14 protein-coding genes and 1 riboswitch are annotated in these 16,852 nt (G+C 58.8%); of the genes, 7 read left to right on the top strand and 7 right to left on the bottom strand.

Features of this window, described 5'->3' with window-relative positions; genetic code table 11:
* Positions 1-6: 6 nt before the first annotated feature.
* Positions 7-402, bottom strand: a riboswitch (cobalamin riboswitch).
* A gap of 182 nt (positions 403-584) precedes the next feature.
* A complete protein-coding gene (locus GGD50_RS10600; RefSeq protein ID WP_107108340.1) occupies positions 585-2,381 on the top strand; it encodes a chloride channel protein in 1,797 nt (598 codons plus the stop codon).
* A 118-nt stretch (positions 2,382-2,499) separates the two neighbouring features.
* Here the strand turns inward: GGD50_RS10600 and GGD50_RS10595 are convergent, their stop codons facing one another.
* Complete coding sequence (locus tag GGD50_RS10595) at positions 2,500-3,954, bottom strand: cobyric acid synthase (RefSeq protein WP_107108341.1); 1,455 nt, start codon at positions 3,952-3,954, stop codon at positions 2,500-2,502.
* 235 nt (positions 3,955-4,189) lie between these two features.
* On the opposite strand from GGD50_RS10595, the gene GGD50_RS10590 reads away from it, so the two are divergent.
* From GGD50_RS10590 to GGD50_RS10575, 4 genes are all read left to right on the top strand, one after another.
* A complete protein-coding gene (locus GGD50_RS10590) occupies positions 4,190-4,333 on the top strand; it encodes a hypothetical protein (RefSeq protein WP_181316064.1) in 144 nt (47 codons plus the stop codon).
* A gap of 841 nt (positions 4,334-5,174) precedes the next feature.
* Complete coding sequence (locus GGD50_RS10585; protein ID WP_107108342.1) at positions 5,175-6,173, top strand: ABC transporter substrate-binding protein; 999 nt, start codon at positions 5,175-5,177, stop codon at positions 6,171-6,173.
* A 237-nt stretch (positions 6,174-6,410) separates the two neighbouring features.
* Positions 6,411-7,322 carry an ABC transporter permease gene (locus GGD50_RS10580; RefSeq protein ID WP_107108343.1) on the top strand — a complete coding sequence of 304 codons (912 nt, stop codon included), beginning with the start codon at positions 6,411-6,413 and terminating at the stop codon, positions 7,320-7,322.
* A complete protein-coding gene (locus tag GGD50_RS10575) occupies positions 7,315-8,367 on the top strand; it encodes a quaternary amine ABC transporter ATP-binding protein (RefSeq protein ID WP_107108344.1) in 1,053 nt (350 codons plus the stop codon). Before GGD50_RS10580 ends, GGD50_RS10575 begins: the two co-directional genes overlap by 8 nt.
* A 147-nt stretch (positions 8,368-8,514) precedes the next feature.
* Here GGD50_RS10575 and aac(6') read toward each other — a convergent pair whose 3' ends face one another.
* Positions 8,515-8,958, bottom strand: coding sequence for an aminoglycoside 6'-N-acetyltransferase (gene aac(6') / locus GGD50_RS10570; RefSeq protein ID WP_414124091.1), 444 nt, complete (start codon positions 8,956-8,958; stop codon positions 8,515-8,517).
* A 322-nt stretch (positions 8,959-9,280) separates the two neighbouring features.
* Here aac(6') and bmt point away from each other — a divergent pair, with 322 nt between their 5' ends.
* Entirely contained in the window at positions 9,281-10,294 is a 1,014-nt protein-coding gene (bmt, locus tag GGD50_RS10565; protein WP_107108346.1) for a betaine--homocysteine S-methyltransferase, read from the top strand.
* Positions 10,295-10,387: 93 nt separating this feature from the next.
* Here bmt and glf read toward each other — a convergent pair whose 3' ends face one another.
* The 3 genes from glf to GGD50_RS10550 all read right to left on the bottom strand — a co-directional run bounded on the left by glf (position 10,388) and on the right by GGD50_RS10550 (position 13,782).
* Entirely contained in the window at positions 10,388-11,563 is a 1,176-nt protein-coding gene (glf, locus tag GGD50_RS10560) for a UDP-galactopyranose mutase (RefSeq protein ID WP_107108347.1), read from the bottom strand.
* Positions 11,564-11,648: 85 nt separating this feature from the next.
* Positions 11,649-12,788 (bottom strand): DUF707 domain-containing protein, encoded by a 1,140-nt coding sequence (locus tag GGD50_RS10555; RefSeq protein ID WP_107108348.1) that lies wholly within the window; start codon positions 12,786-12,788, stop codon positions 11,649-11,651.
* A gap of 22 nt (positions 12,789-12,810) precedes the next feature.
* Entirely contained in the window at positions 12,811-13,782 is a 972-nt protein-coding gene (locus GGD50_RS10550) for a hypothetical protein (RefSeq protein ID WP_107108349.1), read from the bottom strand.
* Between the two features lie 271 nt (positions 13,783-14,053).
* Between GGD50_RS10550 and GGD50_RS10545 the strand changes: the two genes are divergently transcribed.
* Entirely contained in the window at positions 14,054-15,265 is a 1,212-nt protein-coding gene (locus GGD50_RS10545; RefSeq protein WP_181316065.1) for a glycosyltransferase family 2 protein, read from the top strand.
* 6 nt (positions 15,266-15,271) lie between these two features.
* Here GGD50_RS10545 and GGD50_RS10540 read toward each other — a convergent pair whose 3' ends face one another.
* Together GGD50_RS10540 and GGD50_RS10535 are read right to left on the bottom strand one after the other, a co-directional pair.
* Complete coding sequence (locus GGD50_RS10540) at positions 15,272-15,994, bottom strand: phosphodiester glycosidase family protein (RefSeq protein WP_181316073.1); 723 nt, start codon at positions 15,992-15,994, stop codon at positions 15,272-15,274.
* Positions 15,995-16,090: 96 nt separating this feature from the next.
* Positions 16,091-16,783, bottom strand: coding sequence for a 4Fe-4S dicluster domain-containing protein (locus tag GGD50_RS10535; RefSeq protein ID WP_107108351.1), 693 nt, complete (start codon positions 16,781-16,783; stop codon positions 16,091-16,093).
* Between the last annotated feature and the right edge of the window lie 69 nt (positions 16,784-16,852).

The following is a 16,852-nucleotide window of genomic DNA, read 5'->3' as shown; positions in this document are numbered from 1 at the left end:
TGGGCCTTGCGCCCGGCACGTATGGCAGGTCTCCTGGCTCGCGGATGAGGCACAGCGAGGGCGGACCGAAACCGGTCGCCCCCGATCCTGCACCAGCGGATCTTTCTCGCCTTCCCGGCAAACATCATGAAAAAGCGGACGATTCGTAGATTTAGAGGCGTCCAGCCCTGGTTGATCATGATGCCACGCCAGTGGCTTTTCCGGCTCAAAGCTGCTTTCACCTGTCCGCACCATGCGGACCATCAGCGAAATACCACCAAGAACCGGATGAAAGACCCTGACCGCTCTACAGTCGCGGGGTCGGCTATGATGAGAGCGCCCGAGTTGGGTCCGCTCCTTCACATTCCCTTTTCATCCCATGCGGCAGATTGCCGCTCGGGAACCATTCGTTATGCCCGTAATGATTAGGCTTTCGGCCCCGGCAAGTCAATCAAGGCTGGTCGGCACGACATCGGCTGTTCCAATGGCGAAATATTGCCTAAAAGTCGCAGCCTGCGATGCTCTTTTTGCCGTATTTCTTTGATGTTAGGAGTTTATAGAAGCCAAGCACATAGCTTTGAGCACAAAACTGTCGTCTGTTCCCCATGTTGCAGAAATTCCAACCGCGCCGCTTCGGCGTCATCTCGGCTCTATTCGATCTCGGTCGCTTCAGGGCATTGCTGCGTCGTGGCGAATTGGGGCTCGTTTTCGCCGGCGCGCTGGCGGGAATAGCCTCCGGTTGCGCCGTGATAGGGATGAGCTTCATCTCACGCAAGCTTCACAGCGCCATCTACGGCATAACCGATTACGAGCGCCTCAGTTCTGCAGCGGTCGCGATACCCGACAAGTCGGTGCTGCTGATCGCCCCCATAGCCGGCGGCATTATCCTCGGCGCTCTGCTCTATCTATTGTCGCGCACGCGCAAGAAGCCGATGGTCGACCCGATTGAAGCCAATGCGCTGCATGGCGGCCGCATGTCGCTCACCGACAGTATCCTCGTCGCGGTGCAGAATCTCATCTCGAACGGATTCGGCGCCTCGGTCGGGCTTGAAGCAGGTTACACACAGCTTGCCGCCGGCATTGCGTCGAAATTCGGCTATAAGATGCAGATGCGCCGCGCGGACCTGCGCATGCTCGTCGGCTGCGGCGCTGCCGGCGCCATCGCAGCCGCGTTCAATGCGCCGCTGACCGGCGCCTTCTACGCCTTCGAGCTGATCATCGGCAGCTATTCCATCCTCACGCTGACGCCCGTCGTCGTCTCAGCGCTGATCTCGACCATGATCGCAAGACTGCTCGCCGGTGACGACTTCGCCATCGACATCGATCATTTCGGCGCGATCGTCCCCGCCGACTATCTTCCGGCTGTCCTGCTCGGTGCGTTCTGCGCCGGCATAGGCATCCTGATCATGCAGGGCGTCGCCTGGGTCGAAGAGTTTGCGCGCAAGAGTTCGATTGCACCGCCCTTTCGCCCTGCGCTCGGCGGCCTCGTCGTCGGCCTGTTGGCGCTGATCTCGCCGCAGGTTCTGTCGGCCGGCCACGGTGCACTGCATCTCAACCTGTCGACGAATGTCACCCTGGGCGCGCTGGCCGGGCTCTTCATCCTGAAATCACTGGCCTCAGCCGTGTCTATCGGTTCCGGCTTCAGGGGCGGCTTGTTCTTTGCATCGCTGTTCATGGGCGGGCTGCTCGGCAAGATCTTCGCCTATTGCGCCCCCTATTTCGATCACGCCACGCTGACGCCGGCCGTCTATGCCGTGGTCGGCATGAGTTCGCTTGCCGTCGCCATCATCGGCGGACCGTTGACCATGACCTTCCTGGCGTTGGAGATCACCGGGGATTTTCCGATCACCGCGCTGGTGTTAGCCGCCGTCATCACCTCGTCGCTGGTGGTGCGGACCACCTTCGGCTATTCCTTCGCCACATGGCGCTTCCATCTGCGCGGCGAAAGCATCCGCAGCGCCCATGATGTCGGCTGGATTCGTAATCTGACGGTCGTCCGCATGATGCGTCCGGATGTGCACACTGCGCCTGTCGACATGAGCATCGAGGAATTTCGTCAGCGTTTTCCGATCGGCTCGGCACAGCGGGTCATCCTAATCGACAAGGACGAGAAATATGCCGGCATGGTGCTGATGCCCGACATATATGCGAGCCCCGTCGAGAAGGACGACGAGGAACACGGCCTTTCCGATTTCATCCGCCATCGCAACGACTTCCTGCAGCCGCAGATGAACGCCAAGCAGGCCGCTGCCCTTTTCGATCAGACGGAAAGCGAAGCGCTGGTGGTGATCAACGACCTGATCGAACGCAAGGTGATTGGCCTGCTCACCGAAAGCTATACGCTGCGCCGCTACAGCGAAGAACTCGACCGCCGTCGCCGCGAAATGTCAGGCGAGCTTTAGGTTTCGCCTGGACGCTTCTAGAGCGGTTCAGCGTTTCACGGAAACGCTTTCCCGCTCTATCCCTTTGTTTCTTCGCATTCCGGGCGGGAAACCGCTACGCACTTTTCCTGGAACTGCTCTACTGCACCAGGCTGTCGAGCCATGCCGGATCGAGCACCGCTTCCAGCTCTGTCGCAACCTCGTCCAGAGCCGCCTCGACTCCGGCGCGGTAATCCACCCGCTCACCGGTCAAACCGAAGCTTGCAAGCAGCTTTGCCCGATAGGCATCGCTGGTGAAAAGCCCGTGGAGATAGGTGCCCATGACCAGGCCGTCGCTGGAGAGCGCGCCATCGGGCCGGCCGTCGATCATGGTCGAGGGCCGGTCGCAATCGACGCCGCGCGTCACGCCGAGATGGATCTCATAGCCCGAAAGCGGCGCGTCGTACTCCCTGGAAAAAGCCACGCTGTTCCGAAGGGTCTTTTCCGGCGCCATTTCGGTCTCGACATCCAGCAAACCAAGCCCGGGCGTCGCCGTCACCGATCCCTCTATGCCGAGCGGATCGTGCACCATGCGGCCGAGCATCTGGTAACCGCCGCAAATGCCGATAACGCGACCTCCGCGACGGACATGCGCAGCTAAATCCTTATCCCAGCCCTGCGCCCGCAGGTCCATGAGATCACCCACGGTCGATTTCGAGCCCGGCAGGACCACGAGCCCCGCATCCGTAGGCAACCGCTCACCTGGGCGAACGAAGACCAGATCGACATCCGGCTCGGCGCGTAGCGGATCGAGATCGTCGAAATTGGCGATGCGTGACAGCACGGGCACGGCGACCTTCAACGCTCCGTCGGTGCCGCGAGCAAGCCGTTCCAATACGACCGAATCCTCGGCCGGCAGCCGGCCCGCTGCCTTCAGCCAGGGTACGACGCCATAACAGGGCCAACCGGTGAAGCCCCCAATGGCATCCACGCCTTCGCCGAACAGCGAGATATCACCGCGAAACTTATTGATCAGGTAACCGCGGATCATCCGCCGGTCTTCTTCAGGCAGGATATGATGCGTGCCGACCAGCGAAGCGATCACGCCGCCACGATCGATATCGCCGACCAGCACGACCGGGACATTGGCGCGAGTGGCAAAACCCATATTGGCGATATCGCCGCGCCTGAGATTAATCTCGGCTGGCGAACCGGCGCCCTCGACAATCACCAGATCGGTTCCGGCGCGCATGGTCGCAAAGCTTTCCAAGACGGCGCCGAGCAGTTGCGGTTTGAGCGCCTGGTAGTCCCTGCCCTTCGCCTGTCCCCAGACCTTGCCCTGCACGATGATCTGGCTGCCGGTCTCCGATTGCGGCTTCAACAGCACCGGATTCATATGCACCGAGGACGGTACGCGCGCGGCCAGCGATTGCAGCCACTGCGCCCGGCCGATCTCGCCGCCGTCTTCGGCCACCGCAGCGTTGTTCGACATGTTCTGAGGCTTGAACGGGCGCACCCGAACACCCCTGTTGGCGAACAGCCGGCAGAGCCCGGCGACCAATACCGTTTTTCCGACATCGGAGCCGGTCCCCTGCAGCATGATCGCCTTCGTCATCCGTTATTGCTCCGATATGGTGCTTCTACTGGGAATGCTGGATTTTGCCTTGAATCCGCCGCGATGATTAACGGCGGAAAACCGGTTATATGCGGCAAAAACGCACCACTTCCAAAAATGCTCTATTTGCGACAATCGATGACGACTTCTTCCATTGTTCCTGATGCCGAAGAGGATTATCTCCATCACCAATTCAAACAACGAAAGCCGGTCGATCCGGCCCGAGGAAACCCCGATGCTCTTCATCTTCAACAACAAGAATTCCATTCAGATCGCCTGGAACTCGAAGGTGCCGTCGCGCCACCCCGACAACCGCCTGCAGCAGCTCGATACCCGCTTCGGCCTAGTCGGCTTCATCCGCACCTATAGCGCCGGTTGATTACTCGTCAAGCCGCAAGTCCATCGTACAGCAAAGCCGCCATGCCGCTGCATTGGCGGCTTTGCTGTTTCCGCCATTCAGGTGCACGCGAGCGCCCTATCCGTCCGCACCCGAGCGGTTACTTTAGTCGATTCTGCTCAAGACCGTTAGCGTAAGCCCCAAAACGCGAAAACCGCGCGATCGCGGGGATCGACGCGGTTTGCCAAAAAAACGCCGGCTCGCTTGCATTTCACACTGCAAGGCTCGCTTCCTCCGGTACGCACTACCTGATCCGGAGAGGCGGAAGTGTCTCCCGCCGCGTTCCGATTGATAGCCGGACATCGTTACCGGAGGGTTATTAAGTGCTTAAATAAGGATGAATCCGGAAATTTTTCGAACTTTTTTTCGACTTATTTCAAGAAGCTGAAAACGGCGCGAATGGAATACAAAAAGTCTTTGCCGGACGCGGCATTTTAGCGATCATCAATCTCTACCAGCTCACGGGGCATGATGGCGCGTCTTCCATGCCCATTTTACAGCCATGAATGGCAGAAAATAGGCTAATTCAAGCGCTTATATAAGCTTTTCGACAAGGCGTGGTAAGTCCGCGTAGTCGACGGCAGGTTGATTTCTTCACCTAAATCCTTAGGCTGCATCTTGTCGGTGCAGAAAAAGCGCGGCTGCGAGAGGTTCCGTAGCCGCAAAAAGAGCAAACGCACGACAGCAAAACAGGGGACCGGACAGGCGTCGTCAGCGGCGGGTGAACGGTTATGGTGCGACCACGCTGACGGGGGATCGGCAAGGCATCATGTCTGCTGGAGTCGATTCCGGTAACTTAACAAGAACTGGGAGACGTTATCCAATGAAGAAGCTCATTGCTTCCGCCATCTTCGCATTTGGTGCCTATGCTTTGGCTGGCTCGGCACAGGCTGCGGAATGCGGCGACGTGTCGATCGCCGAAATGAACTGGGCATCGGCCGGCGTCGCCGCTCAGGTCGACAAGATCATCCTGCAGAACGGCTATGGCTGCAATGTGACGCTGGTCACCGGCGACACACAGCCGACGTTCGCCTCCATGGACGAAAAGGGCGCACCGGACGTCGCGCCGGAACTCTGGGTCAATGCCGTGCGCACAGCGCTCGACAAGGCTGTTTCCGAAGGCCGCCTGATCGAGGCAGCACCCCTTCTCAGCGACGGCGGCGTCGAAGGCTGGTGGATTCCGAAATTTCTCGCCGACGCCCATCCGGATATCAAGACCGTTCAGGACGCGCTGAAGCATCCGGAACTTTTCCCCGCTCCGGAAGATTCCTCGAAGGGCGCGGTCTACAATTGCCCGTCGGGCTGGAACTGCCAGATTTCCACGGCCAACCTCTATAAGGCCCTCGGCGCCGAGAAGCTCGGCTTCACGCTGGTGGATACGGGCTCGGCCGCCGGTCTCGACGGCTCGATCGCCAATGCCTTCGAAAAGAAGAGCGGCTGGCTCGGCTACTACTGGGCTCCGACCGCGATCCTCGGCAAGTACGAGATGGTGCGCCTGAGCTTCGACGTGCCGCACGACAAGAAGGAATGGGACGCCTGCACCTCGCAGCAGGATTGCGCCAATCCGAAGGTCAATTCCTATCCGGTTTCTGACGTCTACACTGTTGTGACCAAGTCTTTCGCCTCCAAGGCAAGCGTTGCCATGGACTACGTCAAGACCCGCAAATGGGACAACGGCACGGTCGGCAAGGTTCTCGCCTGGATGACAGACAATCAGGGCACGAACGAAGACGGCGCAAAATACTTCCTGAAGACCTACCCCGACATGTGGACCAAGTGGGTTTCTCCGGATGTCGCCACCAAGGTCAAGGCTTCGCTCTGACGCGAAACGACGGAACTGGCGGCGAGTAAGCCGCCAGTTCCCCGCATTCGCTGCCGCCGTGTTGACGCCCATACCGACGGAGCGGCGGGGCCTTAGGTCGCAACAAGCGCAGAATGGCGACTGGGAATGGTATAAAAAATAAGAAGCAGCCTGACGAACCGGTCGCAGTGCTGCCTACCATCCACGCGTGAAGGCCACACGCTGAGCTGGGCAAAACCGGACAAGAAGGGGAATTTCATGGCTATTCAATGCAGTTTCTTGCCGGATGTTCTATGCAATTTTCCGGCGATCAACGAGACCCTCATTCGCGCCGCGCGCAAGAACATCGACGACGGCTTCAGAGGAATAGTGCGCGCCTACGGCAATGTTATCGACGCCGTGGTTCAGCCGCTGCAATGGTTTCTGAACTATCTGGAATGGCTTTTTACAAATACGCCCTGGTTCATCGTGCTCCTCGTCATGATGGCCGTCGTCTACGCTGCCAGTCGCAATCTCAAGATCGTCGCCGGCACGGCCATTTCCATGATCCTGATCGGTGTCTGCGGCCTGTGGGGCGACACGATGGTCACCCTCGCCATGGTGACCGTCTGTACCCTCATTGCCATCGTCATCGGCCTGCCGATCGGCATATTGATGGCCCGTTCCGACCGGCTGCAATCGATCATCAATCCCATTCTCGACGTGATGCAGACGATGCCGAGCTTCGTCTATCTCATTCCCGTCGTCATGATTTTCGGCATCGGCAAGGTCCCCGGTCTTATCGCCGTCGTGATTTACGCCATTCCGCCGATGATCCGGCTGACCAACCTCGGCATCCGCCTCGTCGACAAGGAAGTGCTGGAGGCAGCCGATGCCTTCGGTTCGTCGCACCGGCAGAAACTGTTCAATGTGCAGATCCCGTTGGCACTCCCCACCATCATGGCCGGCATCAATCAAACCATCATGATGTCACTCGCCATGGTCGTCGTCGCGTCCATGGTCGGCGTCGGTGGACTCGGCAGGAATACGCTGCAGGCGATCAACAGCCAGTTCTTCACCGTCGGCTTCCTCAACGGCTTCGCCCTGGTCGCGATCGCCATTATTTTCGACCGCACGAGCCAGGCCTATGGCAGACGGCTCCAGAAGCACTCGGAGGTCATCCATGGCTAGTCACGCGATCCAGATCAAAAACCTCTACAAGATCTTCGGGCCGCGCGGGCGCGACTATGTGGACGCAGTGAAGAACGGCATAGGCAAGGCCGAGCTCAACGAGACGCATGGCCACGTTCTCGGCCTGCAGGACATCAATATCGACATGCCAGCCGGTGCCATCACCGTGGTCATGGGCCTCTCTGGTTCCGGCAAGTCGACGCTGATCCGTCACATCAATAGGCTCATCGAGCCGACCGCCGGCGAAGTGCTCTATGACGGCGTCGATGTCTGTAATATGGGCGAAAACGCACTGCGTGAGTTTCGCCGCCACAAGACGGCGATGGTGTTCCAGAAATTCGCCCTGCTGCCGCACCGCACGGTGATGGAAAACACCATCTACGGCCTGGACATCCAGGGCGTGGCCCGGGCCGAAAGCCAGAAGAAAGGTCGCTACTGGATCGAGCGTGTCGGCCTGAAGGGGTTCGAGAACCATTATCCGAACCAGCTTTCCGGCGGCATGCAGCAGCGCGTCGGCCTTGCGCGTGCGCTCACCAACGATGCCGATATCCTGCTGATGGACGAGGCCTATTCGGCACTCGACCCGTTGATCCGCGTCGACATGCAGACCGTGCTTCTCGACCTGCAAAAGGAGTTGAAGAAAACCGTCGTCTTCATCACCCACGATCTCGACGAAGCACTGCGCCTCGGCGACAAGATCGCCATCCTGCGCGACGGCAAGGTCGTGCAGCAGGGCAGCGGCCAGGAAATCGTGTTGAAGCCAGCCGACGACTACATCACCGCCTTCGTCAAGGAAGTGAACCGCGGCCGCGTCATTCAGGCTCAGACGATCATGAAGCCGATTGCCGGCGAGCCGCATGGCGTGCGCATATCCGGCGACATGACGCTGGAGATCGCAGCTAAACAGATGACCGACAGCGGACAGACCGCTGCCGTCGTCACCGATCCCGGCGGCCGGCTGATCGGCACGATCGACCTGCAAGGCATCATTGCCGCCATGGTGACGCCGACGACACATGAAACGGCCGAGATGGCGGCCGCGTAAAAAACGCCCCACCGCAAAGCGAAAAAGCGCCCTGCCAGCCCCTAACTGAAATGTGGAATACTTTCTGTAACAAATATCTGTCGCGAAACTCTAACTTTTGGGAGCGAGTTTCGCGACAAGCCATCCTCGTGGAAGGGCAATACCGGCCTACAGTGGCTTTCGGAAGAACACGACGCGCTGTGTCTCCTCAAATCCTAAAGCGGTATGGAGCGCATGGCTGGCTGAATTCTCAAGCAGCGCGTCTGAGCCAAACTCAACACATCCAAGCGACTTCCCCCAATCAGCAACGGCATTGCAAAGCAATCGTGCGATACCCTTTCGCCTGTCAACGGGCCGGACATAAATCCCTTCGAGGAATAGAACGGGCGAGCTGCTGCATCCATTCACATAATCATATCGCAAAGTGGCCTCAGCAAACCCGACAGCTTCTTTCGCAGCGTTTCGAGCGATGAAGGCGACGGCTTCTCCACTTTCTGAAAGAAACGCCCGGCCCAACTCAGCTCGATGATCTTCAAGCGAGTGATGCGGCCACAGAGCAACGCGAAGCTGCGCCCATGGCTCAACATCTTTTATAGTCCCAACCTCAATCATCGATTCCATATTGCGGTTCTCTTCTTGTCTCAAAAACCCCAATTAAAGCGACAGTTTTGCAGCAGGTGAGTGCGCAGAATGCTTCACGAAGATATTTCCAGCAAGATAAACCGCCCCAAACACCCATGCCACAGGGGGATTCGGCACCAGTATCTACTTGGATTCCACATTTCGGTTGGGGGCTGGCCCCCTGCCCTGGGCGCTTTTTTCTTTTAGACCGCCTTATCGAGCAACCTCTGCCTTTATCCCGGGATTGTACTCATATAAAGAAATGTTTATATCTGCATTTCAATCCGGTTTATCTGACATTTGAGGAGACGCCATGACCGTCACAGCCAATCCCTTGACCGATCTTCTAGCCGAAAAGGGCGTACTGCTCGCTGATGGCGCGACCGGCACCAATCTTTTCGCCATGGGCCTGGAGGCCGGTGAAGCTCCGGAGCTCTGGAACGAACAGCATCCCGACCGCATCACCAAGCTGCATCAGGATTTCGTCGACGCCGGCGCCGACATCATTCTCACCAACACCTTCGGCGGCACCCGCCACCGTTTGAAGCTGCACCATGCGCAGGACCGCGTTCACAGCTTGAACAAGACGGCTGCCGAAATTGCCCGCGCTGTCGCCGACAAGGCTGGCCGCAAAGTCATCGTCGCCGGCTCGGTCGGCCCGACCGGCGAATTGCTGATGCCGCTTGGCGCACTGACCTATGAGGACGCCGTGGCCGCTTTCGCCGAGCAGATCGAAGGTCTGAAAGCCGGTGGCGTCGATGTCGCCTGGATCGAAACCATGTCATCGCCGGAAGAAATCCGCGCCGCCGCGGAAGCCGCCGTCAAGGTCGGCCTGCCCTACACCTATACCGGCTCCTTCGATACCGCCGGCAAGACGATGATGGGTCTTCATCCGAGAGACATTCACGGCGTTGCCAAGGATGTGGGTCAAGGTCCGCTCGCCGTCGGCGCCAATTGCGGCGTCGGCGCATCGGATATCCTCTCAAGCCTGCTCGACATGACCGATGCCGATCCGGCTTCGGTCGTGATCGTCAAAGGCAACTGCGGCATTCCGGAATATCGCGGCGCCGAGATCCACTATTCCGGCACGCCGCCGCTCATGGCCGATTACGCCCGCCTCGCCCGCGACGCCGGCGCCAAGATCATCGGCGGCTGCTGCGGCACTTCCTGCGGCCACCTTGCCGCCATGCGCGAAGCGCTCGACAGCTACACGCCCGGCCCGCGCCCGACGCTGGAAACGATCATCGATCGGATTGGCCCGCTGCGCAACAAGACGGCCAACGAAGGCGGGGCCGCCCCGACCCGCGAGCGCCGTCGCCGCGGATAAAAACAATTGGGCGGGATGACCTTTGAATGGTCATCCCGCCCTCACCTCAAATGGCGCTGAAGGTCCATTGACCCTTCGAGCTCAGCCCAAAGCCTATTTTTCGCCGCCCAGGATACGGCCCTCGGTGAAATGCGGCACGACGCGGCTCTCGAACGCCTTCAGGGCCGCGCCGATTGCCTGGTGCATGTCGAGATATCGATAGGTGCCGAGCCGTCCTCCGAAATGGACGTTGACTTCCGCTTCCGCACGCACCCGATATCGCAGGAAGACATCCTTGTCCTGCCGGGTGTCGATCGGATAGTACGGCTCATCCTTTCGCTGCGCCGAGCGCGAATATTCCCTTACGATGACAGTCTTTTCGGTCTGATAGCTTCTTTCCGGATTGAAGTGGCGAAACTCCAGGATGCGCGTAAAGGGGATCGTCTCATCGGCATAGTTCATGACCGCCATGCCCTGGAAATCGCCGGTGTTGACGGTCTCCTTTTCGAAATCGATCGTGCGCCAGCCCAATTCCCCTTCCGAATAGTCGAAATACCGATCGATCGGACCCGTATAGACAATCGGCAGGCCCGGCGGCAGCGAGGATTTCAGCGAAAAGAAATCGACGCCAAGGGCGATATTGATCTTCGGGTGGTTCAGCATCCGCTCGAAGATCGCCGCATAGCCGTCGACCGGCAGGCCCTCGTATTTGTCGTTGAAATATCTGTTGTCGTAGGTGTAGCGGACGGGCAGCCGCGTGATGATATGCTCCGGCAGATCGCGGGGGTCGGTCTGCCACTGCTTTGCGGTATAGCCGCGGATGAATGCCTCGTATAGGGGCCGGCCGATCAGGGAAATTGCCTTCTCTTCCAAGTTCGCGGGATTGCGCCCAGCCATCTCGGCCGCCTGATCCGCGATCAGCGTCCGCGCTTCAGCCGGAGAAAGTCGCCGGTTGAAGAACTGCGAGATGGTGCCGAGATTGATCGGCATCGCATAGACCTGATCCCGATACGTCGAATAAACCCGGTGCTTGTAGTCGGTAAAACCGGTGAACCTGTTCAGATAGGTCCAAACGGTTTCGTTTGGCGTATGGAAAAGATGCGCCCCGTAACGGTGGACTTCAATTCCGGTCTCGCTGTCGAATTCACTGTAGGCATTACCGCCGATGTGACTGCGGCGATCGATCAGTAGAACGTTCTTTTGCAGTTCGTTCGCAACCCGTTCGGCAATGGTCGCACCATAGAAACCTGCGCCGACGATCAGCAGGTCAACGTTGGAAAAATCGATCATGAAACTTTCAGGTCCCTCGGGATTGGAAGAGAAATCGGCTTGCTGGCTTGCCCCTCGACACATCGCCATCCGCAAGCCGCATGCATCAATTTACGCCTGGAATCGGCTTGTAACTAAACCCGTAGCTTCTCCAGAGCGCCGCTTGCTCGGCAATGGCGGACCGCACGTCATAGCTCGCGCCGATCGGCCTCGTGTGAACGATTCCAACCGCGTCGATGATGCCCATGCGCGTTGCAGGCCGTCCGAGGAATGAGGGCCACAAATGGTCCAGACCATAACCCGAGACCGCATCCTTGATGCTGCCGACGCAGATGCGGAGAGCGCGGCGCGAAAAGACCGGGCACATGATTTCGACGAAGGGTTCGAAGCGGACGTCGCCGCCTTGGCGTTGAGCGGTGATCGGATGATTGATGTGGCAGCCGGGTTCCTGGCGCAGCGATGGCTGAGCCAGATCCAGCCCGTATTTGCGCGACAGATGGAACATCTTGTTCAAATCCGGTCCGCTGCACAGCAGATCGTCGTCAGGCAACCAGATGCGATCGTAATTCCAAAGCGGGCTATCTTCATAAAACAGATCGAAGATCGGCTTGAATTTCCGCTGGTTCGGCGCATGAGTCAGATATTCAGGCGAAACCGACGGGTCGGGAATTTCGTTTCCGTACCAACTGACGCACAGATCCCAGGTGCGGGTATTGTCATTGAGCCCTTCGAACCAGCGCGGATGCAGCGATGAACCATTGGCGCGAACGACGACGAGATTGGCCCGGCGTGCGCCCACGGGCGGCTGTTTGATGAATCTCGCCCGACGCTCCATGTGCGGTGGCGTTGCCGATACCGGATGCGGCGGATGATCGACAAGGTTCAGAATGTAGATGGCGTCGACGCCGGCAAGAACGGCGCGGCCGGCAAGCGCCACGACCGCTGAATTCACGACGCGAGCCGCGTTGAATACGATCGCTGGCATCCCTTGACTGTCGAGGATGCAGAGCTTTCCATCAGCCACATACCAATGATCCAGCGATCCATGAAAGGCATTGCCGACCAATCCCTCGGGAGCAAGCATTAGAAACGGCAACAATTCCCGCCCGTCCAGATCGCCCAATTGCCAGGATGTACCGGAAAGCATCTCTGCCTGCAAATATGGAGCATCGGACCACTGCGCGGCAATTGCCACACGCTCCGCCTGCGTAAGAGTTTGCAGATTGCTCGCTGCAAATGACGTCATAGACTGCCCCTTATTCCTGGATTCAATGGCGCGCGCTGGCCGAAAGCCGCTGAACCTTTACAGTTTCCCTGAGCTCCGAAATTTCGATCCGCAGCTTCTCGACCTTATCGCTCAGTTCTTCGACCTGAACCGATATGATGTCGTCGTTCGGATCGACCGTTGACGGCGCCGCCTTCGGATATCCAAGCTCCATGGGAGCCTGCCGCGGCAAGGGCTGTTCCAGCGTAACCTTTGGAGCCACCGGCACGTCGAATTCCGCGCCGAAGAAATGCAGCCACATGCGCTCAAGCATATATCCGTAGACGGGCATGCCTAACGTCGCCTGATATGTAATTTCCAGGCTCTTCCGCGGCCATTTGGCGATGAGGTTGTTACGAACGGCGAAGATCGCACCGTAGGTGAACACTCCAAAAGAATGTGCCCGCGCTTTGTCCGCCAACTCATCGAGTCCGCATTTCCGCAGGAAATCGCTGGCAACGTTTTCTCCTTCCGGCGGGTTGCCGTGGAACGCGCAATAATCACGGCTGGTGCCCAAAGCGCCTTCGTCGACGAAATCCGGCGGACCCCAACTAGACAAAGAGAAACGTTCCGGACGAACACGCAGACGACCGCCCAGGCGTCGTTCGTAGTCCGCGAGCAAGGACGCCGGTGGAATATTGTGATCGGCCTGCCATTGCCAGGTCAGCGGCTGCAGGCTGTCCCATTGCCGCCAGTTTTCCAGCAGCGGCAGGAAATCCGGACTATGGGTAAAGGGATCGCCTTGCGAGAAGACCGTGAAGGAATCGGCGTCCCGCGGTACCGTCAGCATATGGTGGATGTATGTTTCGGACTCCCGCCCAACATTCTGCCTGTCGATGATGTGATCGGCTCTGTCAATGATGAGCGGATCGCTGATCGGCTCGCCCTTGTTGTAGATGTAGACCTCGAAATCGTCGGGAATGTTCAGGACCCAATCGAGAGACTCTTTATAGCGGGCAATAACAATTGAGTTCATATGACATCTCCAGGCACCGGCAGCCGCCAACGGCGGCATAGATGAAATCGCGCCTCGATTAATCGCCCCGCGCTGCCGACCCTGCCGTATCAAGTTCGACGAACCACCTTGGCAGAGGGATAAAAATCAAAGCTTGCACCGGGCTGGAGGCCGTATGTCGCTTCACACTCGCCTGGAATGAGCGTGAATTCTCCAGCCCCGCGAAAGCAACCTCTCCTATCCAACGGCAAAGCTCGCGATCCGAATCGCGCCGATGCCTCTGGAGAAGTCGATGTCCTCTATTGAATCCCCCGTCCTTTCGATCTGCGTTCCGACCTACAATCGCCAGTTCATGCTGGAGCGCAATGTAAGCTTCCATCTGGACGCGTTTCGCCGGCTCGGCATTCCCTTTGAGATCGTGATTGTCGATGACTGCTCGACGGACAATACCGCTGGCTATGTCCAATCCATCTCGCATCACCCGGAAGTCAGCGCCTACCGCCGCGCAAGCAATTCCGGTTTTCTCAGCAACTATGCCTTCGCCATGCAGCGTGCCCGCGGTCAATACGCAGTTTTCCTCGGGGACGACGACTTGCTCATTCCGGAAAAGGTCGTCGAATACATCCGCTTGATGGCGGAGGACCAGCGGATCGGCATGGTGCAAGCGCCGTGGATGCTTGTCGATGGACGGCCGGGCGGCGGCGACATGCAGCCCTTTTATCACCTGTCCTATCCGACGCGTCATTCGAAGGGCGATTTCCATTCGATGCTGGAATTCATCCTCGAGCGACACGTCTTCCCTGAGTTCATGATCATCCGGCGCGACGTCCTGGCCAAGTCTATCTCCAGCCCGACGCCCTTCATCTTCTGGGCATTTCTTTATACGACGCGCGCGCTCGACAAGGCCGACATTCTCTTCATGCCGGAACCCTTCGCACGCGTAACGGCGGTCTCCGACGACCCGCGCCTGCAGCAGGGTAACAAGGAATGCATGTTCCAGTGGGACACCTACAGAGGCGGCCTGGAATATCTCGCCTCTCAGGCCCTTCGCGACGGCAAGCTTCCCGCCGATTACCGGACGTCTCTGGTGCAGCGCATCACGCAATTCATGCTGCAGCGCCAGGCCGTCGCCATGCGCCTGCATGTCAACGCGCAGAATTGGGTCGAGGCCTACATCATGTATCATCGCATGGCGGCCTATCACGCCGCGCCGCTTCCGCCGGAATCCTATGATCAGATCCGCAAGCTCGCCGGTATCGCGACAGCCGCAACGGAAGCGATCGCATTCAACGGCGAACCGGTCATCATCGAGCCGATCATCGACGACACGACGATCAATCTTCTGTCGCCAGCGATCCGGGAACGTTTGAGCCGGGAAGCGCCGCAGCTCGATAGGTCCGACAAGCCAAGGGCGTTCCTTCGCTTCACGCAGAACTTTCCGCCCAATCCCGGTCCGAGAGACGGGCTGTTCGATATTCTCACTTATATCGAACAGTTCGTTTGAGGCTCCTCAGCCCGGCAGCAGCTCCGTCACCGCGATGATCGGGCCGAGCGGGAATAATTCATCCCGCCTCTGCCATTCCGGTATATCGAGGCTGGAGATGCTGCCATCGAGGAAGAGTGCATTGGCGCAGCCGAGATCGTCACGGAACAAAGTCGCAAAATCGTGGAAGCGGACAGCGCCGTCAGATACGGCGAAGATGACCTTGCCATCGGCTGACACGCCGACGCCGTTGCGCGTCTTGAAACTGGTGCTGTCGGCGAGGAACGACGGATGCAGCTTGCCGTCGATCACCAGCATCGGGCCGGATTGCGTCGCGTAGAAAGGCTTGATGCCGGAAGCCTGGAAGGCTTTGCTCTCCATGATGCCGGCATGGCCCGGCTGAAGATAGAAGACGCCGTTCGGCAGTAGATGAAAATTGCCCCACCCCTTGTTGGTGTTGATCTCTCTCTGTTGCTTGCCGTCTTCGACATAGAGGCCGACCGGCGATTGGTCATCCCGGTACATGCCGCCATTCATCGCAAATCGGATGTAGATGCGGTCCTGGCGAAGATCGTTTTCCAGCGCTCGGAACGAGCCATAGGGCTTGCCGCTGCGGTCGTTCTGGTAGAGCCGGATACCGTCGGTGGCGGGATCGAAGGTGCAGACGGTATAGCTGTCGCCAAGATGCTGAACCTTGCGGCAGGCCTCATCAGCAAACGCCGTGGTGGCGCAGGTGAGGATGGCGAACATGGTCAGCAACCGAATCAAACGCTTGGGCTCCGCAGCGAATTTCGAAGCTTTAAGGGCGCAATCAAAATGCGGCAAAAGAAGGAAATTCCTTCCTTTTTAAGACCGAAGTGCCGCCATGTGAAAAGCGAGCTGCGCCTGCGGATAGCGATAGGCCGATCCCACTGGGCAGGCATTGCGCGCCAGGCAGCCGCTAATTATGCAACCGGTTTTCCCTGCATCCGTCCGGAGATGCGACCGACAGGCGGCTACGTCGAAACCGACCGATGTGACGGCCTCGACGGGACAGGCGGTCAGGCAAGGCTTTTCGTCGCAATGATCGCAGGGATGTGCAGCCATCGTCCCTGCCCCATCCACTTCGATTATGTCGGCAAACCCGAGCGCACCGCGATAACCGTGCCACAAGCCATAGTCCGGATGGATCAGGATGCCGAGCGGCGAAGCCTTCAAACCTTCCGCCTGCATTGCCCATCGCTGGAACGGCTGCCACGGCGGATCGGAGGGGAAATAGGCTGTCGCATTGAATACCGCGGCTAGAGGCCTTATGATCGCCTTCGACCACTCGTCCAGCGGATCGGTATGATCCGCATTTTCGGGCGATTGCCGCCATCGGGAAAACGGCTCCCAGATGGAACCGCCGATATTGCCGAGCAGGATCACGCTTCGCGCCGGCGTCCCGTCGGCCAATGCCGGTCCCTCGCCTTCGCCGAAGGAAATGATCCCACGAACAAAAACTCCGTGCGGCGCAAGCGCCGCACGGAGTTCGCTGACAATCGCGGAGCCGCCACTCATCGCGGCCCCTTATATTGATAGTGCGGCCGCCAGACCTCTTTCTGAATCAGATCGGCGACGCGAACCGCA

This window comes from Martinezella paranaensis, assembly GCF_014200235.1.
GTDB classification, from domain to species: domain Bacteria; phylum Pseudomonadota; class Alphaproteobacteria; order Rhizobiales; family Rhizobiaceae; genus Rhizobium; species Rhizobium paranaense.
The sequence above is the reverse complement of the archived record's forward strand: the minus strand, read 5'-3'. Positions and strand labels throughout refer to the sequence as shown.